At 72.8% G+C, this 22,200-nt stretch carries 16 protein-coding genes; 4 read left to right on the top strand and 12 right to left on the bottom strand.

What is annotated here, in order from left to right; translation table 11 throughout:
* Positions 1-338: 338 nt before the first annotated feature.
* Complete coding sequence (locus tag CIK71_RS10035) at positions 339-2,168, top strand: HNH endonuclease signature motif containing protein (protein WP_096165393.1); 1,830 nt, start codon at positions 339-341, stop codon at positions 2,166-2,168.
* 162 nt (positions 2,169-2,330) lie between these two features.
* Here CIK71_RS10035 and hemL read toward each other — a convergent pair whose 3' ends face one another.
* The 8 genes from hemL to hemE all read right to left on the bottom strand — a co-directional run bounded on the left by hemL (position 2,331) and on the right by hemE (position 11,300).
* Positions 2,331-3,653 carry a glutamate-1-semialdehyde 2,1-aminomutase gene (gene hemL / locus CIK71_RS10030; protein WP_096165390.1) on the bottom strand — a complete coding sequence of 441 codons (1,323 nt, stop codon included), beginning with the start codon at positions 3,651-3,653 and terminating at the stop codon, positions 2,331-2,333.
* A 136-nt stretch (positions 3,654-3,789) separates the two neighbouring features.
* Complete coding sequence (gene hemB / locus CIK71_RS10025; protein ID WP_096165388.1) at positions 3,790-4,797, bottom strand: porphobilinogen synthase; 1,008 nt, start codon at positions 4,795-4,797, stop codon at positions 3,790-3,792.
* A gap of 23 nt (positions 4,798-4,820) precedes the next feature.
* The gene (locus CIK71_RS10020; protein WP_096165386.1) at positions 4,821-5,729 is read right to left on the bottom strand and encodes a uroporphyrinogen-III synthase; all 909 of its coding nucleotides are present in this window, start codon (positions 5,727-5,729) and stop codon (positions 4,821-4,823) included.
* Positions 5,729-6,727 carry a hydroxymethylbilane synthase gene (gene hemC, locus CIK71_RS10015; protein WP_096165384.1) on the bottom strand — a complete coding sequence of 333 codons (999 nt, stop codon included), beginning with the start codon at positions 6,725-6,727 and terminating at the stop codon, positions 5,729-5,731. The genes CIK71_RS10020 and hemC overlap by 1 nt, the downstream gene beginning before the upstream one ends.
* On the bottom strand, positions 6,724-7,944 hold the full coding sequence (locus CIK71_RS10010) for a ferrochelatase (RefSeq protein WP_096165382.1): 1,221 nt from the start codon (positions 7,942-7,944) through the stop codon (positions 6,724-6,726). Before CIK71_RS10010 ends, hemC begins: the two co-directional genes overlap by 4 nt.
* Positions 7,945-7,981: 37 nt before the next feature.
* A complete protein-coding gene (hemQ, locus tag CIK71_RS10005; RefSeq protein ID WP_096165381.1) occupies positions 7,982-8,767 on the bottom strand; it encodes a hydrogen peroxide-dependent heme synthase in 786 nt (261 codons plus the stop codon).
* Positions 8,764-10,263 (bottom strand): protoporphyrinogen oxidase, encoded by a 1,500-nt coding sequence (hemG, locus tag CIK71_RS10000; RefSeq protein ID WP_096165379.1) that lies wholly within the window; start codon positions 10,261-10,263, stop codon positions 8,764-8,766. The genes hemQ and hemG overlap by 4 nt, the downstream gene beginning before the upstream one ends.
* Positions 10,260-11,300, bottom strand: a complete 1,041-nt coding sequence (hemE, locus tag CIK71_RS09995; RefSeq protein ID WP_096165433.1) for a uroporphyrinogen decarboxylase — start codon at positions 11,298-11,300, stop codon at positions 10,260-10,262. Before hemE ends, hemG begins: the two co-directional genes overlap by 4 nt.
* A 304-nt stretch (positions 11,301-11,604) precedes the next feature.
* Here hemE and CIK71_RS09990 point away from each other — a divergent pair, with 304 nt between their 5' ends.
* Complete coding sequence (locus CIK71_RS09990) at positions 11,605-13,116, top strand: glutamyl-tRNA reductase (RefSeq protein WP_096165377.1); 1,512 nt, start codon at positions 11,605-11,607, stop codon at positions 13,114-13,116.
* 8 nt (positions 13,117-13,124) lie between these two features.
* Here CIK71_RS09990 and CIK71_RS09985 read toward each other — a convergent pair whose 3' ends face one another.
* Positions 13,125-13,523 carry a hypothetical protein gene (locus CIK71_RS09985; protein ID WP_096165375.1) on the bottom strand — a complete coding sequence of 133 codons (399 nt, stop codon included), beginning with the start codon at positions 13,521-13,523 and terminating at the stop codon, positions 13,125-13,127.
* An 83-nt stretch (positions 13,524-13,606) separates the two neighbouring features.
* Between CIK71_RS09985 and CIK71_RS09980 the strand changes: the two genes are divergently transcribed.
* Positions 13,607-13,885, top strand: a complete 279-nt coding sequence (locus tag CIK71_RS09980) for a hypothetical protein (protein WP_096197493.1) — start codon at positions 13,607-13,609, stop codon at positions 13,883-13,885.
* 15 nt (positions 13,886-13,900) lie between these two features.
* Here CIK71_RS09980 and CIK71_RS09975 read toward each other — a convergent pair whose 3' ends face one another.
* Together CIK71_RS09975 and CIK71_RS09970 are read right to left on the bottom strand one after the other, a co-directional pair.
* Entirely contained in the window at positions 13,901-16,051 is a 2,151-nt protein-coding gene (locus CIK71_RS09975) for an acyltransferase family protein (RefSeq protein ID WP_096165373.1), read from the bottom strand.
* A 19-nt stretch (positions 16,052-16,070) separates the two neighbouring features.
* Positions 16,071-17,378, bottom strand: a complete 1,308-nt coding sequence (locus CIK71_RS09970; RefSeq protein WP_096165371.1) for a M18 family aminopeptidase — start codon at positions 17,376-17,378, stop codon at positions 16,071-16,073.
* Between the two features lie 214 nt (positions 17,379-17,592).
* On the opposite strand from CIK71_RS09970, the gene CIK71_RS09965 reads away from it, so the two are divergent.
* A complete protein-coding gene (locus CIK71_RS09965; RefSeq protein ID WP_096165369.1) occupies positions 17,593-19,596 on the top strand; it encodes a DUF6541 family protein in 2,004 nt (667 codons plus the stop codon).
* A 13-nt stretch (positions 19,597-19,609) separates the two neighbouring features.
* Here the strand turns inward: CIK71_RS09965 and CIK71_RS09960 are convergent, their stop codons facing one another.
* Positions 19,610-21,994, bottom strand: a complete 2,385-nt coding sequence (locus tag CIK71_RS09960) for an acyltransferase family protein (RefSeq protein ID WP_245857459.1) — start codon at positions 21,992-21,994, stop codon at positions 19,610-19,612.
* Positions 21,995-22,200: the final 206 nt, after the last annotated feature.

Here is a 22,200-nt window from a genome sequence, read left to right as displayed (position 1 = left end):
CTGATCGTGCATCAGTCCCTGCGGAGCGGGAATCTGGTGCGCGCGAGCGCGCGCCCGACAGGACTGGGGGCAGCCCCCGTGCGTAAGAAGTGCCGTTAACCTGCGGTGATCCTGACTTTGCGAGAGGGGGTGGATTGAGTGGACGGGCCCCCAGGGTGCTCTGTGGTCACGTGCGACGAGCGTGGGGTGCGCTGAAGCGTGACCGCCACCGCTGGATCGGCCCGTCGACACCGATCCTCTCCCGCTTCTTTGTGCGACCACCTTTCCTCCCCAATGGCAGTTATCCACAATCGCTCTTTCGCTCTTCTTTTGTCAGGGGTGCCCGGGAGAATAGGAGCATGACGGAGACACTGCAGGGCGATGACGCGGAAGCCGGGGACCCCACCCGGCAGCTGCTCGACGCCGTGCGGGGCCGAGGGCCTCTCGCCCTCGCCGAACTGCTCGGTGATCAAGCCTTTCTCCTCATCGAGCTCGCCACGCAACCGGGCATCCTGTTCGACGCCGCCGGTGGGGGAGAAGAGGCGCACACGCCGGAGCACTATTCCGCGGTGGTCGGCCGTCTGCACGAACAGCAGGCGGCCCTGGAGGCACTCGAAGCGCGTGCCGTCGTCGGCCTCGCCGATGCGATCCGGCTAAAGGCACGGGCAGACGCCATGGCGAACGCGGCGCAGGAGCCCGAGGCCGCTCCGGCACCGAAGGCGACCGACGAGCGGGCCGAGCGCACCGCGACGCGCGAACTCTCCATGATCACGGGAGCCTCTCCCGCTCGTGCTGGGCGCACCCTCGGCAGGAGCCGCCGACTGGTCGAGTCGATGCCCGAGATGCTCCACGCCCTGGCCACCGGGCAGGCGGCGCCCGAGAAGGTCCGCAGCGCGGCCGTTTCCGTGGCGCCTCTGTCCCCGGCGCAGCGAAAAGAGGTCGATCGTGGACTCGCCCGTCGGCTGCCCTCCCTCGACGGCGCCGGCGTGAAGCGCTGGAAGCGCGAGGTCACCGCACAGATCGAGGCCTCGGACCCCACCGGCGCGGCGCGTCGGCACCAGCACGCGCGCACCAAGCGGCACGTCACGGTGCGTCCCGGCGAGCACGGCATGGCGACGGTCTCCGCGCACATCCCTGCTCTGGACGCTGCGAAGATCCGCAAGCGCCTCTCCCTCGAGTCGGAGCGCCTGCGCGCCCATGGTGATCGACGAGGACACCAGGCGATCCAGGCCGACACCTTCATCGACACCCTCCTGGGCCGCGAGGACGGCATGGACCCCACCCGCCTCGACATCGGGGTGATCATCACCGATCGAGCCCTGTTCTCACCCAGCCGCGGAGACCTCGCGCGGATCGAGGGATATGGACCCGTCCCCTCCGAGTCCCTCCGTGAAGAGCTGCGCAGCACGCTGAGCAGGCGGAAGCAGCAGATGGACTCCGCCCTCGGCCAGGATGGGCCCGCTGCCCGCGCCGACCTCAGGCGCCTCTACACCCACCCCACCACCGGAGAGCTGGTGGCGATGGATTCCGTCGGCCGCGCCTTCCCACCGGCTCTCGCCCGGTTCATCCTCTGGCGCGACGTCACGTGTCGCGGCCCCTTCTGCGATGCCCCGATCCGCCAGACCGACCACATCCGGCCCTATGCGGCCGGTGGCCCGACCTGCTCGGACAACGGCGAGGGCACCTGCGCGTTCTGCAACGACAAGGAGAACCAGGTGCGCAGCGTCGAGCGGTCCGGCGACACTGTTGACTCCGGGCACCGCGTCACCTGGACCAGCAGCACCGGCGTCACTCGCACCACCACGGCCGAGCCGCTCTCCCTGCCGGACCAGGCAGACGAGCGGGTGGCTGATGATCATGCGCAGTCACCGCAGTCACCGCAGTCACCGCAGTCACCGCAGTCACCGCAGTCACCGCAGTCACCGCAGTCACCGCGGTCACCGCGGTCACCACAGTCACCGGAGTCACGGGGCCTCGAAAACACCGCTGGGGCGGAGCACAGCACCCCCGCCGACGATGTCGGCCCCGCTGAGGACGCCCACCGCTTCGATCCCCCCGAACACCGGATCAGCCTCGCGCGTCGATTGCGGAACGCGCGCAGGCACTCCGGATCGGTCCGGCGGCGCATCGTCCGACGTTCCTCCGGACGAGGAGAGATCGCCCCGGACGCAGGTCGCGAACCCGGCTGAGCAGGCCCAGCTCCGGATGACTGCTCACCCCCTGATCAGCGGCGCCGACCATTCGTCGTGGGCGCGGGTCCTGTTCCTCGTCAGCCTGCTCGCGCTGATCACGTTGGTGGTGGCCGCGGTCGTCATCGCCCTCAAGGCGCCGTCGAGGCGCGGCCGATCAGCTCACGCCGACGCGGCAGCCTTCGCGGCGCCGGGCAGTGCGGCGGCGATGCGGTCCAGCACCGATTCCGTGTGCGCGGTGGAGACGAACCAGGCCTCGAAGGCCGACGGCGGCAGGTAGACCCCCGCGTCGAGCATCGCGTGGAAGAACCGGGTGAAGGCCGCCGTGTCCTGGTTCTTCGCGTCCTCGTAACCGGTCACGGGCTCCTCGCGGAAGAACACCGAGAACAGCGTCCCTGCGGTCTGGATCACGTGGGGCACCCCGGCAGTGGTGAGCGCGTCGGCCACCAGCTGTTGCAGGGTGCGCGAGGCCGAGCCGAGGGTCTCGTAGGCGGCGGCGTCGAGCCCGGCGAAGGTCGCCATGCCGGCGGCCGTGGCCAGCGGGTTCCCGGACAGCGTGCCTGCCTGGTAGACGGGGCCGGCCGGGGCGAGCAGGCCCATCAGGTCCTTCCGGCCGCCGAACGCACCGACCGGCAGACCTCCGCCGATGACCTTGCCGAACGTCATCAGATCGGGTGCCCAGGCATCGTCGGTTCCCGTCGGCCCGTCCACGCCGTAGTAGCCCTCGCGGCTCGCACGGAACCCGGTGAGCACCTCGTCGCTGATCAGGAGCGCGCCGTGGGCATGCGCGGTCTCCGACAGGAAGCGGTTGAAGCCGATGCCGTCGGCCTCGAGCGGCGGGACGACACCCATGTTCGCGGGCGCCGCCTCGGTGATGATCGCGGCGATCTCGGAGCCGCGCTCGGCGAACAGCGCCGCGACCGCGTCCCGATCCCCGTAGGGCAGCACCACGGTGTCCCGCGCGGTCGATGCCGTCACGCCGGCCGAACCCGGCATCGCGAACGTGGCGACGCCGCTGCCCGCCTCGGCCAGCAGGGCATCGACGTGCCCGTGGTAGCAACCGGCGAACTTCACGATCACGTCGCGCTCGGTGGCCGCACGGGCCACGCGCAGCGCGCTCATCGTCGCCTCGGTCCCGGAGTTCACCAGGCGCAGCTGTTCGACCGGGCCGACGCGGGAGACGACCTCCTCGACGAGGGTGACCTCGCCGGCCTGCGGAGCGCCGAAGGAGAGTCCGCGGCCGGCGGTCTCCCGCACGGCCTCCACGACTTGCTCGTTCGCGTGGCCGAGGATCATCGGGCCCCACGAGCCCACCAGGTCCACGTACTCCTTGCCGTCGGCGTCGTGCAGCAGGGCGCCCTTGGCATCGGTGAGGAACGGCGGGGTGCCGCCCACCGAGCCGAAGGCACGCACCGGCGAGTTCACGCCGGAGGGGATGACCTGCTGGGCGCGGGCGAAGAGATCGGCGGAGGAAGTGCTGGTCATGAGGGAACTCCTTCGAGAGGAACGAGGGGGCGAGAGGAACGAGGGGGCGAGGGTGGGGCGGGGCCGCCTGATGCCGACTGGCTCATGCCGACTATCTGACATCGACTGGCCGATGCCGACTAGAGCGCCGCAGTGCTCACAGGAACTCGCGCAGGTGCGCGGGCAGACCGTCGCGGTACCAGCCGGCGACCTCGCTCGCGTAGTACGTCAGCACGGTCGAGGCGCCGGCCCGGCGGAAGGCCAGCAGTGATTCCAGCACGCTGCGGTCGCGGTCGATCCAGCCGTTCGCGGAGGCCGCCTCGATCATCGCGTACTCGCCGGAGACCTGGTAGGCGCCCACCGGGACGGGCGAGGCCTGGGCGACGTCGCGCAGCACGTCGAGGTAGGGCATGCCGGGCTTGACCATCACGAGGTCGGCGCCCTCGGCCAGGTCGAGCTCCAGCTCGCGCAGGGCCTCGTGGCTGTTCGCCGGATCCTGCTGGTAGGTGCGGCGATCGCCCTGCAGCGAGGAGTCCACCGCCTCGCGGAAGGGGCCGTAGAAGGCCGAGGCGTACTTCGCGGTGTAGGCGTAGAGCGCGGTGTCCTGGCGGCCGGCGGTGTCGAGCTCGTCGCGGATCGCCGCGATCTGGCCGTCCATCATGCCCGAGGGACCCAGCAGGTGCGCACCGGCCTCGGCCTGGGCGAGGGCCATCTCGCGGTACCGCAGCAGGGTCGCGTCGTTGTCCACGCGGCCGGCCGCATCGAGCACGCCGCAGTGGCCGTGATCGGTGAACTCGTCCAGGCAGAGGTCCGCCATGATCACGGTGTCGTCGCCCAGCTCGGAGCGCAGGCGGGCGAGGGCCCGGTTGAGGATGCCGTCGGGATCGGTGGCGCCTGACCCGATGGCGTCCTTGTGCTCGGGGACGCCGAACAGCATCACGCCGCCCACCCCGCGCTCGACGGCCTCGGTCGCCGCACGGACCAGCGAGTCCATCGAGTGCTGCACGACGCCCGGCATCGAGCTGATCGGCGCGCTCTCCTCGGCGCCCTCGCGCACGAACATCGGCAGCACGAGGTCTGCCGGGCGCAGGGTGTGCTCGCGCACCAGCGAGCGCATCGCGGAGGTGGAGCGCAGGCGACGGGGACGGTCGAGGGGGGCGGTCATGATGCTCCTTCAGGAGAGACGGTTCAGGAAAGGTCAGGGGCCGACGGCGGGGTCGACGGCAGGGTCGAGCGTGGGCCCGACGGCGGGGTCGACGGTGCGGCCGACGGCGGGGTCGACGGTGCGGCTGAGGGAAGTGGCGACGGCGGGCCCGACGGTGCAGCTCCGAGCACGGCGTGCACCGCGCGGGCGAGGGCCTCGTCGGTGGCGCTGTCGGCCTGCGCGGCGACGGCCAGTCCCGCGGCGCGGGCGGCCTCGGAGGTCGGGTGGCCGAGGGTGACGACGGACGTCGACTCGTGCACGCCGTTCTCGGCGGCGGCGCGGGCGATCATCGGACTGGTTAGCGCGATCGCGCCGTATCCGCCGGTGCGCAGGGCCGACGCGACTGCGGCCGGCAGTTCGACGAGCTCAGGGTGGTAGGCGGTCACCTCGTCCACCCGGTAGCCCTTGGCGGCGAGCCCCTCGGGCACGGTGCGGGACGCCGCGGCCGACGCGGGGAACAGCACGGTCGCGTGCGGGGGAGCGGTAGGCATCTCCTCGACCAGCGCCGCGCCGGAGCCCCCGGCAATGCGGTGGACGGGCAGACCCGCCGCGCGGAGGGCGTCGGCCGTGCCGGCGCCGACGGCGACCACCTCGGTGGTCGGCGGGGCCACGACGGGCACGATCGTCTCGACCGCGGTGCGGGAGGTGACCACCAGGTGCGTGTACTCCCCACCGGCGAGGCGGGCGCGCAGCGCGCCGAGCTCCTCGTCGGGGGCCGGGACGAGCCGGGTGAGCGGATGGTGCTCGGCGGTCAGACCGAGCGCGGTCAGGCGGTCCACCAGCGCGTCTCCGCGCCCCGCGGGCCTCGTGACCAGGACCGGCCGCGTGGCGGGACGGATCCTGGAGGAGGGGTCGGGGCGCGGAGCGCCGGTGTCGGCCGGACCGCGGCTCATCAGGCCTTCGCCTCCGCGAGGATCTGCCCGGCGCCGCGCTCCAGCAGGTCGGCGGCGAGCTCCGCACCGAGCTGGAAGGGCAGCGAGTCTGGGCCGGAGGCCTGGTCGTCGGCCGGATCGAAGGCCACGCGGGCCGCGCCCTCGACCACATGGGAGCCGTCGGTGCGGATCGCGAGGGCCCGCATCGAGAGCTCCCCGCCGTCGATCTCGGCGTAGGCCGCGACCGGGGCCGAGCAGCCCGCCTCGAGCGAGCGCAGCAGCGAGCGCTCCGCGGTGACGGCGGCGCGGGTGGCCGGATCGTCGACCGCCGTCAGACGCTCCGCGAACCAGGCCGGGGCGGAGTCCGCCGTGGCGCCCTCGAGAGCGGCCGTGGTGACCTCCACCGCGAGAGCTCCCTGGGCGGGGGCCGGCAGCATGACGTCGACGCTCAGCAGCTCGCTGATCACCTCGTCGCGGCCCACGCGCTGCAGGCCCGCGGCGGCGAGCACCACCGCGTCGAGGTCCGCGTCCTCCCCGAGGGCTCGTGCGAGACGGGTCTCGATGTTGCCGCGGATCCCCACCACGTGCAGATCCGGGCGGGCGCGCAGCAGCTGGGCGGCGCGGCGGGGCGAGCCTGTGCCCACGGTCGACCCGGCCGGCAGCTGGTCCAGGGTGAGGCCGTCGCGGGCGCAGAGCGCGTCGCGCGGGTCCTCGCGGACCGGGATGCTGGCGAGGCGGATCTCCTCGAGCGGCTGCGTGGGCAGGTCCTTGCAGGAGTGCACGACCACGTCGACCCGGCCGTCCAGCAGGGCCTGGCGCACCGCGGTGACGAACACCCCGGTGCCTCCGATCTGGGCGAGCGGACTGGTGCGGTCCTGGTCCCCGTGGGTGCTCACGTGCACCAGCTCCACCTCGCGGCCGGTGCCGGCCACGATCTGCTCACCGACCTGCCCGGACTGGGTCAGGGCGAGCTGCGAGGCGCGGGTGCCGAGGGTGAGCGGTCGCAGCGCGGCCGTCATGCCGACGCTCCGGCGGGGACGACGCCGGGACGGGCGACATCCTGCTCGCTCTGCTCACTCTGCTGACGCTGCTCGCGCTGGTGCGCAGCGATCTCCGCCAGCGAGTTCACGTGCTGCTCGACCGGCACGGCGCGACCGGCGTGGACCTGACAGCAGTTGTGGCCGCACACGTCGTCGACGGCGCCGATCTCGGTGACCGCGACGCGCTCGCGCGAGGGGTCGAGGTGCTCCTGGACGATGTCGGCCAGGGCCGCGATGAAGCGCGGATCGGTGCCCGAGGTCGCCACCCGGCGGAAGCCGAGCCGCTTCTCCTCGGCGGTCTCCTTCGCCTCGGTGTCCAGGTCCCAGATCACCTCGACATGGTCGGAGACGAAACCGATCGGCACCACCACGACGGCGTCCGCAGTCTCCTCGGCGGCGATCGTCGAGATGACGTCGTTGATGTCGGGCTCGAGCCACGGCACGTGCGGCGCGCCGGAGCGGGACTGGTAGACCAGCTCCCACTCGGGGGTGACCGGCATGTCGTCGTGCAGCTGGTCCATCACATAGCGGCAGGCGGCGAGGTGCTGGTCCACGTACCAGTTGCCCTGCTCGCCGTCCACGGTCCGTGCCCCCGTCGGGCCCGACGCCTCGTTCATCGCCAGCGGGATCGAGTGGGTCGAGAACAGCACCCGCACCCGGTCGGCGTCATGGCCCTCGCGCTCGAGATCCTTCACGGCGTCGTGCACACCGTCGATCACCGGGGCCAGGAAGCCGGGGTGGTTGAAGTAGGAGCGCGACTTCTCGATCGTCATCTCGTCCAGCAGGCCCGCCTCGTCGAGCCGGAGCGCGAAGTCCTCGCGGTACTGGCGGCAGCCGGAGTACGAGGAGTAGGCGCTGGTGATCAGGGCGAGCACGCGGCGGTGCCCGTCGGCGTGGAGCGAGGAGATCGCCTCCGCCGTGTACGGCGCCCAGTTGCGGTTGCCGAAGTAGATCGGCAGATCCACCTCGCGCGTGGCGAGCTCGGCCTGCAGCGCCGCGATCATCGTGCGGTTCTGCTCGTTGATGGGGGAGCGGCCGCCGAGGGCGCGATAGTGCTCGGCGACCTCCTCGAGACGCTCATCGGGCACGCCGCGGCCGGCGGTGACGTTGCGCAGGAACGGGATCACGTCGTCCTGCCCCTCGGGGCCCCCGAAGGAGGCGAACATGATCGCGTCGTACTGCTGGGAGATGGTCATCAGGGTGTTCCTCCAGGAACGGGTGGTGGCGGGGTGCTCAGGCGAGCAGAGCGGCGACGTCCTCGAGGGCGTCGATCCGTCGGCCGGTATGGAAGGGGAGCTCGTCGCGCACGTGCAGGCGCGCGTCGGAGTAGCGCAGGTGGCGCATCATGTCGACCAGATCATGCAGGTCGTCCGCCTCGAAGGACAGCAGCCACTCGTAGTCGCCGAGCGCGAAGGCGGCCACGGTGTTGGCGTTGACCTGCGGGTACTCGCGGCCCAGCATGCCGTGCTCGCGCAGCATGCGGTTGCGCTCGTCATCGGGCAGCAGGTACCAGTCGTAGCTGCGCACGAACGGGTACACGGTGATCCACTGCTTGCGCTCGAAGCTGGGGACCATGAACGAGGGAACGTGGCCCTTGGCGAACTCCGCCATCCGGTGCACGCCCATGGCGGCCCACTCGCGGTTCAGCCAGGTGCCCGCCAGCGAGTTCTCGAACTCCCGCAGCGCGACCTGCAGCGACTCGGGCCGGCCCGCCGAGAGCCACAGCATGAGGTCGTCCTCGGCGCGGAAGCCGGAGACGTCGTAGAAGCCGAGGATCTCCACGTCGCCGTCGGTGGCGGTCTGCATCAGCTCGGTGGCCTCGCCGAGCGCGGCGGTGATCTGCTCGGTGGTGACCTCGCCGTCCTCGGTGAGACCGGCGAGACGACGGAAGACGGTGTAGCTGGTGTAGCGGGTGGTCTGCGCGATCTGCTCAGGATCAGTCGACGGAGCCGACTGAGCCGACTGAGCCGACTGAGCCGACTGAGCCGACGGGGTCGAGGGGTTCGGGGCCTCGTTCATGAGGTGTGTCCTTCCACTGCGGGTGACCTGGTGGATCGCAGGTCGCGGGTGAGGGTCGCGGCGTCGGCGCGGACGATCGCGTCGATGCCGGTGCCGGCTCTCCAGGAGCCGACGAGTTCGAGGGACGGGTCGGTCTCCAGGAAACCGGTGAGCGCGTCGAGTGCCGCGCGGTGACCGGGCAGGGACTGCCGCATCGCGCGGTCCCAGTCGATCACGCGGGAGGCGAGCAGGTGCTCGCGGGTCAGCGGAGTGCCGAGGATGCGCGAGGCGTCCGCGAGGGCGAGGTCGACGATCCCCTCCGGATCCGGCAGCGGTTCGCCCGGCCGGCCGAAGGACAGGCGCACCACGTGCGGGCTGCGGGCCGACGGCAGGGCCTCGCGAGCCTGGCGCTGCACGTGCTCCCACTTGGCGGTCGCATGGGTGAGCGCCTTCGCGCGGATCCCGCGGGTGCCCGGTGCGACCAGGGCACCGGTGCCGGAGGGGAAGGCGTCCAGCCCGGGCGCGTCGAGCACGAGCACGACCAGGCGCACGGCGGCCGACGGGGCCTGCGGGATCACGGCGGCGACCTCGGGCGCGGCGCCCTCGAGCAGCTCGTGCGCGGTGTCCGGCGGGCAGGCCAGGACCAGACGGTCCGCGGTGAGCGTCTCCTTGCCGGTGGTGCGCACCCGCCATCCGCTTCCCGCGCCGGTGCGCTCGATCGCGGAAGCCTCCACGCCGGTGCGCAGCAGACCGCCGTCGGCGAGGAATCGCTCCTGCAGGGCGCCCGGCAGAGCGGCCATGGTGGGGGTGAGGGCATGGACGCGGGTTCCCGCACTCCCCGCGCTCGCTGCGCCGGTGCGGTCGCCCGAGTTCTTCCCGGAGCGTCGGGGGAGCCCGCGCGCTCGGCGCACGGCCGCCGTCAGCGAGCCGTGCTCGGCCAGGCCCCGGCTGAGCTGCGGGGAGGCCGCGGCGAACTCGAGCGTCGCCGGGTCCGAGGAGTGCACCCCGCCGACGACGGGGGCCACGAGCCGCTCGAGCACCCGCGCGCCCAGCCGTCGGCGCACCACCTCGGCGACGGTCGCTCCGGAGCGGGCGCCGACGGAGGCGGGCAGGAAGCGCTCGAGCTCCGCGCGCAGGGAGCCCCAGGTGCCGAGCACCGCGCGGACGTCGGCCGCGAGCGGCCTGCCCGGGATGCCCAGCAACGAATCGACCGGAGCACGATGCACCCCCGCGTCGGAGACGACTCGGCTGCCCAGGCCGCCGCGCGGCGCGACCACCTGAGCGGCGAGACCCAGCTCGGCCACCAGCGCGTCGACCGCACCGGACGCCGTCGAGTAGGCCTCGGCGCCGGCGCTCAGCATCAGCCCGGGGGCGCCGGACGGCTCGACCTCGGCGATCGCGCCGCCGACGGCCCGGCCCGCCTCCAGGAGGATCACCTGGTGCCCGGCGCGCTGATGGCGACGGGCCGCGAGCAGGCCGGCGAGGCCCGCGCCGACGACGAGGGTGCGGTCGGTCATGCCCGTGCGGTGCCCTGCTCGTGCAGGAAACTCACCAGATCGGTGAGCACCTGCGGGTCCGCGTCCGGCGGGACTCCGTGGCCGAGGTTGACCACGTGACCGCTGGCCGCCGACCCGGCGGCGAGCACCGCGCGGGCCTCGGCGAAGCGGACCTCCTCGGAGGTGAACAGCACCGCCGGATCGATGTTGCCCTGCACCGGGGTGCCGGCCGGGAGCAGGTCCAATGCCTGGTCCAGGCGCAGACGGTGGTCCACGCCCATGGCGGTGGCGCCGGCCCCGAGCATCGGGCTCAGCAGGTGCGCGGCACCCACCCCGAAGTGGATCCGTGGCACCGGGAGGTCCGCGACATGGGCGAGGGCGGCGGCCGAATGGGGCTGGACGGAGGAGACGTACATGTCCTCCGAGAGCGCACCGACCCACGAGTCGAACAGCTGCACGGCGGAGGCGCCGGCGAGCACCTGGGCACGCAGGAAACGGCCCGAGAGCTCGGCGACCCAGGCCGCCAGGCGCGCCCACACCTCGGGCTGGGAGCGCATGAGCGCACGGGTGCGCAGGTGATCGCGGCTGGGACCTCCCTCGACCATGTAGCTGGCCACGGTGAAGGGGGCCCCGGCGAAGCCGATCAACGGCGTGGTGCCGAGCTCGGCGACCGTGAGGCCCACGGCCTCGCGGATCGGGGCGAGCGCTGCGTCGTAGACGTCGTCGAGCGGCGGCAGGGCATCGACGTCGGCCTCGGTGCGGATCGGGTGGTCGAAGACCGGGCCCACGCCGGGCTTGATCTCCACGCCGAGACCCGCGATGCGTGCGGGGACCACGATGTCGGAGAAGAAGATGCCGGCGTCCACCTGATGGCGGCGCACGGGCTGCACGGTGATCTCGGCGGCCATGTCGGGGCGCACGCACGAGTCGAGCATCGTGGTGCCCTCGCGCAGGGAGCGGTACTCCGGCAGGGAGCGTCCGGCCTGTCGCATGAACCACACGGTGGGAGTGTCTGCTCGCTCACCTCTGAGCTCCCTCAGGAGTGAGGAGTCGCCCACACCGCCCTCGGCGGAGAGGCTGCGAGCGGGGTGCCCGAGGGGCAGAGAAGTGCCCTCCGCGGCCGGATGCAGCGCATTGTCGGAAGTCTGGAACGGTGCCGCGGTGGGGGCGTCAGGAGTGCTGCCACCGTCCGGGCCTGCGGTGATCCCGGTTTCTGACACGCGTCGTGAACGATCTGACGCGATGTCGGCAAAATGTGGCTCTGACGTGCTGTTCTGTGTCATGACACTTCTATTGTGCACGTCCTCCCCGAGAGTCCAAACGTCCCGACGGCGCGGTCCGGGGCATGCCTAGACTGGCGACATGCTTGCTGCCCTCCGCGCCTCCCATGAACGCGTCGACCTCGACGTGCTGGACGCCCTCACCCGGGACGCGGACACCCTCCCGGCTGTCATCGAGGAGCTCCAGGCCGAGCGCACCGGCACCACCGGTGCCGCGCCGGTCGTGGCCGGCCAGGTCGTGGTGAGCACCTGCAACCGGCTCGAGGTCTACCTCGACACCGACAGCTTCCATGAGGGTGTCGACCTGGTGGTCGACGCGATCTCCCGCACCAGCGGCATCGAGCGCGACGTGGTCTCGCTGTGCTTCGACGCCGCGATGGACACCCCCGTGCCCCAGCATCTGTACGAGGTCACCTCGGGCCTGCGCTCGATCGTGCTCGGCGAGGCCGAGATCGCCGGCCAGGTGCGCCAGGCCTTCGAGGCCGCGCGCCGCGAGGGCCGCACCACCTCCATGCTCCACGATCTCTTCCAGCACGGCTTCCGCTGCGCGAAGCGGGTCGCCACGCAGGCTCCCGTCGGCGCCGCCGGCCGCTCCGGGGCGTCCGTCGCCGTGGACCGGGCCGGGATCGAGCTGGGCGGCTTCGAGGGCCGCACCGCGCTGATCGTCGGCACCGGCGCCTATGCGCGCCTCGGCCTCGCCGAGCTCACCCGGCGCGGCGTGACGGACCTGCGGGTGTTCTCCCCGTCGGGTCGGGCCGCGGGCTTCGCCGACCGCCACGGTGCCCAGCGCGTCGAGGCCGGCGAGCTCGACACCGCGCTCGCCGAGGCGGATCTCGTGCTGGCCTGCTCCGGGCGCGGCACCTCCCTGTTCCCCGAGCAGTTCCTCGGCGCGGGCCGCACCGTGGTGCTCGACCTCGCCCTGCACTCCGATCTCCACCCCCTGGTGCGCCACCTCAAGGGCATCACCGTGCTGGGCCTGGCGGACCTCCACGTGGGGGTCGAGGCGGCCGACGACCCGGCACTGGTCACCGCGCGCGGCATCGTCGCGGAGAACGTCGAGGCGTTCCGCACCCAGCAGGAGGTGCGCCGGATCGACCCGGCGATGGCCGCGCTGCGCCGCGAGGTGGCCGACGCCGCCGACGACGAGGTGGACCGTCTGCGCCGCGACGTCTCCGGCGAGACCGCCGAGGTGCTCGAGCGCAGCGTGCGCAGGATCCTCGCGAAGGTCATGCACCAGCCCGCCGAGCGCGCCCGCCACCTCGCCGAGACCGGCTTCGCCGACGCCTATGTCGAGGCCTTCCACACCATCTTCGGGATCGACATCTCCACCGGTCACGCCGCCGGCCCCCAGGAGGACGACGCCGAGGCCGCGGCCGCCGGCTGGATGCGGGTGGACCGCACCGTGCCCTCGCAGCCGGGCACCGCGATGGCGGCGGGCGTGAACGCCATGACGGCCGATGCGCTGCGGAGCGTCCAGCAGGGCCCGGCCCAGGTCTCCGCGGCGACGCTCGCCTGGGCCGCGATGCGTGAGGGCACCTGCCCGGCCGGGTTCGGCGCGGCGGCGAGGGCCGACCGCGTCAGCTCCGAGGCCTGAGCCGACGGTCAGCGTCGGCGACCGAACAGGCCCCGACGGCGGTGGGGCTGCGGGGCCGACGACGGCTCGGGAGCGTCGGGAGCGTCGGGCTCCTCCGGCTCCTCCGGCGCCTCCGGCTCCTCGCTCCGCAGGCCGTCCTCGTCCAGCCAGTCGTCGGTCCAGCCGACGTCGGACTCGTCGCGCGGCCGGTAGGCACGGCGCGGGCCCAGGACGTCCTCCACCTCGGCGAGATCGATCTCGCGAGGAGGTGCGACCTCCTCGCCCCGATGCGGGACTGGACAGGTCCAGAAGTAGGGGCAGCCCGGGCACCCGGCGGTCTCCTCGTCCGGAGCGGCCTCGCGCTGCATCTGCACCCCGTCGATCTGCTGCAGCATACGCAGACGCGACTCGTAGGGATTGATCTCCATGGCCCGCTCAGACTACGGGTCCGGGCCTGCTGAGCAGGGCACGTAGGATCACGGGCGACCAGCCTGCCCCGAAGGAGCCCGCGATGAGCACCCCGCACGAGCGCGTCGATGACGCCACCCGCCGACTGCTGGACCTGCTGGAGCGCGGGGAGTCCCTCTCGCTCGAGGCGATCGACCTGCGCGCGGAGCTCGCCGTGGCCACGGCCGAATCCGGCCAGCTCGAGGACGCGTTCTTCCAGGTCGACGAGCTGCTGAAGGATGCCCAGCGCGAGCACGGGCCCGAGCACGACGTGGTGTCGCGGGTGCGCTCCGCGGTCGCCGAGGTCGAGACCCTCGCCCGACGCAGCATCGAGGGCAGCTGAGCGGGTCTCCCGCGCTCACCAGCGGAAGCCGGCCTCCTCGAGCTGCCGGGCGACCTCGTCCCCGGAGGATTCCATGTAGGTCGCCGTGAGGTGGTCCTCGTCGAACATGACGTGCACGTTGCCGATGATCGGCAGGCACGCGTGCTCCGGGCAGATCACCGGCACCAGGTCCACCGGGAACACCTCGCCCTCCCCGCGGGCGGCGAGCGTCTCGAGCACGGCGGCGTCCGTGCGCCGCTCGGGCATGATCTCCGGATCCAGCGTCTGGGTGCAGTCCTCGACGTCGCCCGCCTCGAGGCAGGGCACCGGGCTCTCGGGAAGGCGCGGCGTATCGCGCAGCGCGATCACGTCCGTCCCGTCCTCGAGCAGCCGGGGCACCTCGCCCTCGGTGACCAGATCGACCCGTTCGGGGCCCTCATGGGGCAGCAGGGTGGTCGAGACGGCCACCGCCTCGGGCTGCAGCTGGTCGATGTACTCGCTCGCGGCCTCGTTGTGGGCATCGCACTCCGGCCCCAGGTAGGAGGCGCTGCCGGGGGTGAAGCCGCAGCTCGGAGCCCGCACGATGATCAGCCGCCAGCCGTTCTCCTGCGCCGGACCCGTGAGGGAGACGGCGGTCTGGGCGAGGCGTGAGTTGCCGGCCGCGACGATCACCGGGGCGCCGGCGGGCGCATCGGTCATGCGGCAGGAGTCCGCGAGCATCCCGTCCGTCGGGGCGAACTCGCCCTCGCAGGACAGCGGCAGGTTCTCCCAGTCCTGGGGGAGGATCGCGGCCGACGGCAGGGGCGCGGCGTCGGGATCCGCGTCGGGGTGCGGAACGAAGTCGGGGTCGAGCACGCGGGCGCCGGGGTTGTCGGCCGTGGCGCGACGCTCGGCGTCGCGCTGCTGGGTGAGCAGGTACTGCTGGGCGGCGAGTGCCGGTGTGAGCCCGAGAACCAGGCAGGTGAGCGCCACGGCGCCGGAGCGCCAGGCCTTCGCGCTCGCCCACGGCCAGCGCCGGATCGGCGTGTCCACCACGCGGGTGAGCAGCCAGGCGGCGGCGAGGGAGGCGAGGATCAGCAGCAGTCCGTCGAGCACTCCGGCGCGGTCCTTGCCGGTGTGGGCGAGGTACAGCGTCAGCAGCGGCCAATGCACCAGATAGAGGCCGTAGGAGATGTCCCCGAGCACCTTCGCGGGGCCGGTGGACAGGATCCGGTCGACGCTGAACCGGTGCCCGGTGGTGCCCACGAGCAGCACCACGGCGGCCGCTGCGAGCGGCCACGCCGCGATCCAGCCCGGGAACGCGCCCTGCACGTCGATCAGCAGGCCGCACGAGATCAGGCCGGCGATGCCCGCCCAGCCGGCGATCACCCGGAGCGGGGGCGCGGCACGGGGGACCGACCGCCTGCGACCGGAGCGGCGAGCGGCGGCGCGCTCCTCCCACAGCGGCAGCAGCAGTCCCAGCAGGCTGCCCGCGGCGAACTCCCACAGCCGGGTGAAGGTGTCGAAGTAGGCGATCTCCTGCTGGGTGGCCGTCGAGTGCACCGACCAGGCGAAGGAGGCCACGAGGACGAGCGCGAAGACCACGCCGAGCACGACCCGCGGGGAGCGGCGCAGCACGCGCGCGACCAGCACGCCGGCGGCGATCAGCAGCGGCCACAGCAGGAACACCTGGCCCTGGATGGACAGCGACCAGAAGTGCTGGAAGGCGGAAGGACCGGTCTCGGCGGCGGCGTTGTAGTCCACGCCCCGCTGGATCAGCACCCAGTTCTCCACGTGCAGCAGCGAGCCGATCGCGTCCGTGATCGCGGGCATCCACCGGTCGGCCGGGAGGATCAGGTAGACCCCGCCCAGGGTGGCGAGCGAGACCACGGCGGTGGGCGGGAGCAGCCGTTTGAAGGTGCGCCCCCAGTACGCGAGAGGGCGCGTGCCCTCGCCGCGGTCCACTCGGCGCAGGAACGTCCCCACCAGCAGGAACGAGGACAGGAACAGGAAGACGTCCACGCCGCCGGAGACCCGGTCGAACCACACGTGGTAGAGCACCACCAGGGCGATCGCGAGGCCGCGCAGCCCGTGGAGCTCGGGCCGGAAGCGTCCCGCGGCGGTGCCGCCGGTCGTGCCTGCGGGGGAGGAGGAGCCGGACCGGTGGGGCCGGTGGGGCCGGCGGCGCTGGTGGGGCGTGGAGGGCATGGAGGGAGCGGGGCGCCTCTCAGCCGCGCAGGAAGGCGGCGCAGGCCTGCTGGAGCAGGAGCGGGTCGGTGACGGCGCACATCTCGCGCGCCGAGTGCATGGACAGCAGGGTGAGGCCGACGTCGATCGTGGTCATGCCCAGTCGGGTCGCGGTGATCGGACCGATCGTGGACCCGCAGGGCATGGCGTTGTGCGAGACGAAGTGCTGGTAGGGCACCCCGGCACGATCGCAGGCGGCGGCGAAGGCGGCGATGCCCACGGCATCGGTCGCATAGCGCTGCTGGGCATTGATCTTGAGCATCGGCCCCTCGGCGAGCCGGGGCCGGGTGACGGGGTCGTGACGCTCGGGGTAGTTCGGATGGGCGGCGTGGCCGGCGTCGGCCGAGAGCACCATCGAGGAGGCGAACGCGCGGCGCCGGGACGCCTCGTCCCCGCCGACGGCGGCATGCATCCGCACCAGCACGTCCTCGAGGAAGGGCCCCGCGGCGCCGGAACGGGAGGCGGACCCCACCTCCTCATGGTCGTTGGCGACCATCAGCGCGATCGGGGCGCCCTCGTCATGACCGGCGGCCGCGACCGAGATCAGGGCCTCCACCTCGGCGTGCACCGAGGTGAGGTTGTCCAGCCGGCCCGAGGCGAGGAACTCCTCGTGGGCGCCGAACAGGGCCGGGGCCTGGGCATCGACCGTCACCACGTCGAAGCCGACGATGTCGTGTGCGGGCACGCCGGCCTCGGCGGCCAGCAGCTCCATGACGTCCACCGAGCCCAGGCCGAGCACCGGCTGCAGGTGGCGCTGCGGGTCCAGCTGCAGACCGTCCTTGTTCACGGCGCGGTCCAGGTGCACCGCGAGCTGGGGCACGCGGAGCACGGGCCCGGTGCTGACCAGCACGGTGCGGCCATCGGCCAGGGCGAGGCGCCCGGCCAGGCGCAGCTCCCGATCAAGCCACGAGTTCAGCAGCGGTCCGCCGTAGACCTCGACGCCCACCTGCGCGAAGCCCTCGCCGCCGAGGTCCGGGTTCGGCTTGAGCTTCAGCGCGGGGGAGTCGGTGTGGGAGCCGACGATGCGCCAGGTACTGGCCGGGTCGGCTCCCTCGGGCGCGGACCACGCGATGAGCGAGCCGTCGCGCAGCACGTACCGGTCCCCGGCGACGTCGGCCGCCTCCCACGGGGCGGTCTCGTCGAGCTCGGTGAAGTCGGCCTCCTCGAGCCGGCGGGCGGCTTCGCGGGCGGCGTGGAAGCTCGACGGGGACGCGGTGACGAAGTCCCCGAGGTCGAGGGCGGTGGCGCGGGCGCGCGGGGACGGGGCGGAGGCGGAGTAGGGAGTCACCGGTTCATTGAACCATCGGTGGCGCGGCGGCAGGACGACCGGAGCCGACACGACGTGCGCGCCAGCGGGGCTCTCCGCCGCACGCCACCTGGGAGTTCACGCGAAGTTCGAACGCGGTTCAGACGCATGCCTCGGGGAGGTCATCGGCTTGGCGAAGGCTCCGTCAGGGCAGCGTGCGTCAGCGCGAGGGACGGCGAAGTGGAGCCCGGAAGGCATGTACTGGACGGAGATCGTGCCGGCGCTCGTGCTCGGCGCCCTGGTCATCACGCTCCCCGGTCTCGCGATGGGGGCCGTGCTCGGTCTGCGCGGCATCGCACTCGTCTCCCGCGCCCCCGTGTTCTCCGTGGCCATGATCGGTGTCGCGGCGGTGCTCGAACCGATGCTCTCCGTGCCCTTCACCCCGCTGACGATCGGTGCCGGCTGCGCGGTGCTCACCGTGGGGGCCTGGGGCCTTCTCCTCCTCGTCGGAGGGCGTCGTGGCCGGCCCGACGGCGTCCCCGCAGCGCCGCTCGGCGAGCGGCTGCTGGTCGCCGGCGCGGTCGGCGTCGCGTTCATCGGGATCTTCCTCCGGGTGAAGCAGGGGATCATCGTGCCCGATGCCCTGGCGCAGCTCAGCGACGTCATCTTCCACCTCAACACGGTCGAATACATCCTCGATACCGAGAACGGATCCACGCTGACGGTCGGGGCGTCGGTCAGCCCGGGAGGAGCTCCGTCCGTGTACCCGGCCGCCTGGCACGACGTGCATGCGATCGTCCATGCGCTGTCCGACCTGCCGATCGTCGCGAGCGCGAATGCGACGGTGATCATCGTCGCCGCGCTGGGATGGCCGTTGTCGCTGCTCGCCCTCGTCTGGTCCCTGCGGTCAGGTGAGGGACCCCCGCAGTCGTCGCGGCTCTCGTTCTACGCCGTCGGAGGGGGCGTCGCCGCCGCCGCGTCGGCCGTGGCGTTCCCCAGCACGATGCTCACCTGGGGCGTCCTCTACCCGACGATGCTCGCGCTGGCTCTGGTCCCCGCAGTCGTCGCTATCGTCATCGAGCTGATCCGTGCGGTCCGGAGGCGGCAGCGCCGTGAGATCACGAGCCTCAGCCTCCAGGCGCTCATCGGCGCGTCCGCTGTGACGCTCGCGCAGCCCAGCGCCCTCGTCTCGGCCGCTGCCCTGCTGCTCCCGTTCCTCCTCGGATCCCTCTGGGCCGCTGAGAGCAGGCCGAGCCCTCGGCTCCGCTCCACGGCTGTGAGCCTGGGCATCTCGCTGCCCGTCGTGGTCGGGCTGTGGATCCTCGTGCGCCCGCCGCGGGAGAGGTGGTGGGAGCGCGGTGTGCTCGGCCACGGCGAGACCTGGGGACCGACCCTGCAGGAAGCCCACGCGCTCGGCGACTTCCTCACCTCCGCCCTCGGCAGCGGATCGGTGATCTGGGTGTTCGCCGTCCTGACCTGGCTGGGAGCGTGGGCGTGCTGGCGCAGGCCCGGGAGCCGCTGGCTGGTCATCGCCTGGCTCTTCTCGGGGTTCCTGTGGATGGTCGCCGACTCCTGGGACTTCTCGCTGGCCCGGGCCGTGCTCGTGGGGCCCTGGTACAACGATGCGTTCCGGCTGGCTGCGATGACGGCCACGCCTGCCGCGCTGCTCGCCGGATACGGTGCCGCCACGATCGCCGACCGGGCGGAGCAGCTGCTGGGGCGCGCCGGGCCACGGATCCCCACGGGCTGGGTGCGAGGGGCGCTCGCCGTCGTGATGCTCGGTGCGCTGCTGCTGACCAGCAGCAGTCGCCCGGCGCGAGACGCCTGGGGCCCCGTCTCGCGGGACTACGAGGTCCATGAGCACTCCCTGCTCCTGACCGAGGACGAATACACCGTGCTCGAGCAGGTGCCCCAGCACGTGCCCGAGGAAGAGGTCATCCTGGCGAACCCCTGGGGTGGAGGGGCGCTCGCCTACTCGATGGTCGATCGGGAGGTCAGCTCACGACACGTCTCGACGATGGTCGACAGCCCCTATGCTCCGATCGTGGAGGGGGTCGGTGACCCGGCACAGCGGGACGAGGTGTGCCGGGTGGTCACCGCCACCGGCGCCTACTGGTATCTCGACTTCGTGGACTCCGCCGACATGGGCGGGGCGCAGGACGAGGTCTTCGCGCCTCTCGTGGAGGCCGCGCAGTCGGGCCTGCTGGACCCGGTGGTCGTCGAGGGCGAGGTGGGCCTGTATCGCATCGACTTCTGCTGAGCGGTCCCGGCCGTCACCGCACGGCGCCATCGAGCTCCTCGGTCACCGGCCCCGCGAGGTTCTCCTCGACGAAGAGCCTGGTCAGATGGTCGTCATCCATGTAGACGGCGACGTCCCCGAGCACCGGGGAGCAGCGTCCGTCCGGGCAGATCCGGTCCGAGAGATCCAGCAGGGTGACCCGCGCGTCGCTCCCCGGATCCGCGGGGACGAGATCGGCGAGGGGCTCGGCGGGGTTCGAGGCCGCGAGGCGGTCCGACGCCTCCGCGCCGCAGTCCTCGTCGGCGTCCACCGGGGTGCCGCCGCCGTCGATCACCGCCTCGGCGCACTGGTACTGGTCCTCCTCCCAGCGCGGGGTGTCCCGGGCCGCGATCACGTCGATGCCGCGATCCAGCAGCGCCTGCACGGAGGATTCGGCGCCGTCCGGCAGCGTCTCGTCCGCCGTGTCGGCCTCGGTGAGGGTGACCGTGGACAGCACCGTGTCGGGCTCGACGGCGTCGAGGTAGGAGAGCACGTACTCGTCGTAACCCGCGCAGTAGCTGTCGCGCTCGGCCCCGGCCAGGAACTGGCAGCCGTCCATCGACAGGTTCACGATCTGCAGATCCTCCGCCTCGGCCGTGGGGAGCAGAGCGGGGATGTACTGCCGGGAGTGCGAGCTGCCCACCACCACGATGGTGCCGGAGGCCTCGGCGTCGCCGGGCAGCAGCTGCTGGCAGAGCACGTGGGGGAAATCGGCCGACGGGGCCCAGTCTCCGGCGCAGCGCTCGGGGAGGTCCGGCCACTGGGAGCCGAGCTGCCAGCCGGCGGGACGGAGCTCGGTGGGTGCCTCGGTCGCGACCTCGTCAGTGGGCAGCTCCTGGGAGGAGGCAGCGGGGGCCTGCGCGCCGGACCCGCTCAGCACCAGCCACCAGCCGCCTGAGGCGGCCGCCACCAGGGCGAAGCTCGCGGCGACGGCCGTCAGCGCCCGCCAGGGCTTCGCCTCCAGCCAGCGTGAACGGCGCACGGGCGCGTCCACCGCCCGCGTGACCAGCCAGGCCAGGAGCACCGAGCCGGAGAGCACCACGAGGCCGTCCAGCAGCCCGGCCCGCTGCTGGCCGCTCTGGTGCAGCCAGAGCACGAGGATCGGCCAGTGCACGAGATACAGCGCGTAGGAGATGTCGCCGATGAAGGCCGCCGGGCGGGTGGAGAGCAGCGCATCGATGCCCCAGCGGCGACCCGAGTATCCCGCCACCACCACGGCGCCCGCCGCGGCCAGCGGCACGATGGCGATCCAGCCGGGGAACATGGTCGACACGTCCAGCACGATGCCGCAGGCGAGCAGGGCGGCGATGCCCGCCCACCCGAGCAGGGCGCGGCCGGTGCGCAGGCGCGGCAGCGCACCGGCCTCCGGGCGGCTGGCACCGGTGAGCCGGTCGATGACGGGCAGGGCGAGCGCGAGCAGGGACCCGGCGGCGAACTCCCACAGCCGGGCGGCGGTGTCGAAGTAGGCCACCTGCTGCTGGGTCTGGGTGCTGATCACGGACCAGGTGAGCGACGCGGCCGCGATCGCCAGCATGAGCACCACCAGGGGCCGGCGCACGCTCTGGCCGCGCCGCGCCCGGCGCACCACCAGCAGGAACAGCAGCGGCCACACCACGAAGGCCTGCCCCTGCACGCTGAGGGACCAGAAATGCTGCAGGGGAGAGGCGCCGCCGGCATCGCGGGCGTGATAGTCGACCTGCAGGAACACCAGCAGCGCGTTCTGCACGTACGCGGCCGAGGCGACCGCTTCCTGCATCACCGTGGGCCACAGCGAGGAGGGCAGGAACGCCGCCGTCCCGACGAGGGTGAGCACGATCGTCACAGCCGCGGGCGGCAGCAGGCGTTTGAAGGTGTGCAGCCAGTACCGGGGCACACCGAGGGGCCGGCCGCTCTCCAGGCGCCGCACGAAGGTCCCCGTGAGGAAGAAGGCGGACAGGAAGAGGAAGACGTCCACCCCGCCGGAGACCCGGCCGAGCCAGATGTGGTAGATCGCGACCAGTCCGAGCGCGACCGCTCGCAGGCCGTGCAGCTCGTGGCGGAAGACCGGGCGGGCGTGGCGCGCCTCCGCGGCGGCCGGCGTGCTCCGGCCGCCTGCACGGGCGGCATCGTCGGCGGTGGCCGTGCGGGAGCGGCGCTCCTCGTCGGCCGGGACCCAGGTGCCGGAGACGGAATCCGCCGTGGACCAGGCGTCCTCGGCCTCCCGTTCGGCGTGCAGCTCGATCGGGCCCTGGAGCCAGTCATCGAGCGAGGACGTCGCCGTCGGCAGTGCGCCCGCGGTCCACGCGGAGAGCTCGGAGCGCGGCGGCTCCTTGTCGGGCTGCGCGGGCTCCGCGGCCGCCTCCTGGGTCCAGTCCTCGAGGGAATCGGCAAGGGGGGCCACGGGGGCGGCCTCGGACTGCGCTGCGAGCGCGCGGGCGATGGCGGCCTGGCGGGCCTGCTCCTCCGCGCTGAGCGGGCGGGCGCGGCGGCCGCCCGCGCTCCCGGACGTCGGGGTGCGGGGATCGTGAGGCGAACTGATCGCGATCCCCTTCCGTGCTGCGGCGGCCTGAGCGTCTGCCGCGCCGGTGGGGCGTGGGCAGTGCTCGG

The organism is Brachybacterium alimentarium (assembly GCF_002332425.1).
In the GTDB taxonomy this organism is placed as follows: domain Bacteria; phylum Actinomycetota; class Actinomycetes; order Actinomycetales; family Dermabacteraceae; genus Brachybacterium; species Brachybacterium alimentarium.
Note: the sequence above shows the minus strand (reverse complement) of the source record. Positions and strands in the feature narration are given on the sequence as shown.

Excerpts from the sequence above, each read along its gene's own strand:
- CIK71_RS10035 (WP_096165393.1), top strand. The coding sequence starts at position 339 with ATGACGGAGACACTGCAGGGCGATGACGCGGAAGCCGGGGACCCCACC.
- hemL (WP_096165390.1), bottom strand. The coding sequence starts at position 3,653 with ATGACCAGCACTTCCTCCGCCGATCTCTTCGCCCGCGCCCAGCAGGTC.
- hemB (WP_096165388.1), bottom strand. The coding sequence starts at position 4,797 with ATGACCGCCCCCCTCGACCGTCCCCGTCGCCTGCGCTCCACCTCCGCG.
- CIK71_RS10020 (WP_096165386.1), bottom strand. The coding sequence starts at position 5,729 with ATGAGCCGCGGTCCGGCCGACACCGGCGCTCCGCGCCCCGACCCCTCC.
- hemC (WP_096165384.1), bottom strand. The coding sequence starts at position 6,727 with ATGACGGCCGCGCTGCGACCGCTCACCCTCGGCACCCGCGCCTCGCAG.
- CIK71_RS10010 (WP_096165382.1), bottom strand. The coding sequence starts at position 7,944 with ATGACCATCTCCCAGCAGTACGACGCGATCATGTTCGCCTCCTTCGGG.
- hemQ (WP_096165381.1), bottom strand. The coding sequence starts at position 8,767 with ATGAACGAGGCCCCGAACCCCTCGACCCCGTCGGCTCAGTCGGCTCAG.
- hemG (WP_096165379.1), bottom strand. The coding sequence starts at position 10,263 with ATGACCGACCGCACCCTCGTCGTCGGCGCGGGCCTCGCCGGCCTGCTC.
- CIK71_RS09990 (WP_096165377.1), top strand. The coding sequence starts at position 11,605 with ATGCTTGCTGCCCTCCGCGCCTCCCATGAACGCGTCGACCTCGACGTG.
- CIK71_RS09985 (WP_096165375.1), bottom strand. The coding sequence starts at position 13,523 with ATGGAGATCAATCCCTACGAGTCGCGTCTGCGTATGCTGCAGCAGATC.
- CIK71_RS09980 (WP_096197493.1), top strand. The coding sequence starts at position 13,607 with ATGAGCACCCCGCACGAGCGCGTCGATGACGCCACCCGCCGACTGCTG.
- CIK71_RS09975 (WP_096165373.1), bottom strand. The coding sequence starts at position 16,051 with ATGCCCTCCACGCCCCACCAGCGCCGCCGGCCCCACCGGCCCCACCGG.
- CIK71_RS09965 (WP_096165369.1), top strand. The coding sequence starts at position 17,593 with ATGTACTGGACGGAGATCGTGCCGGCGCTCGTGCTCGGCGCCCTGGTC.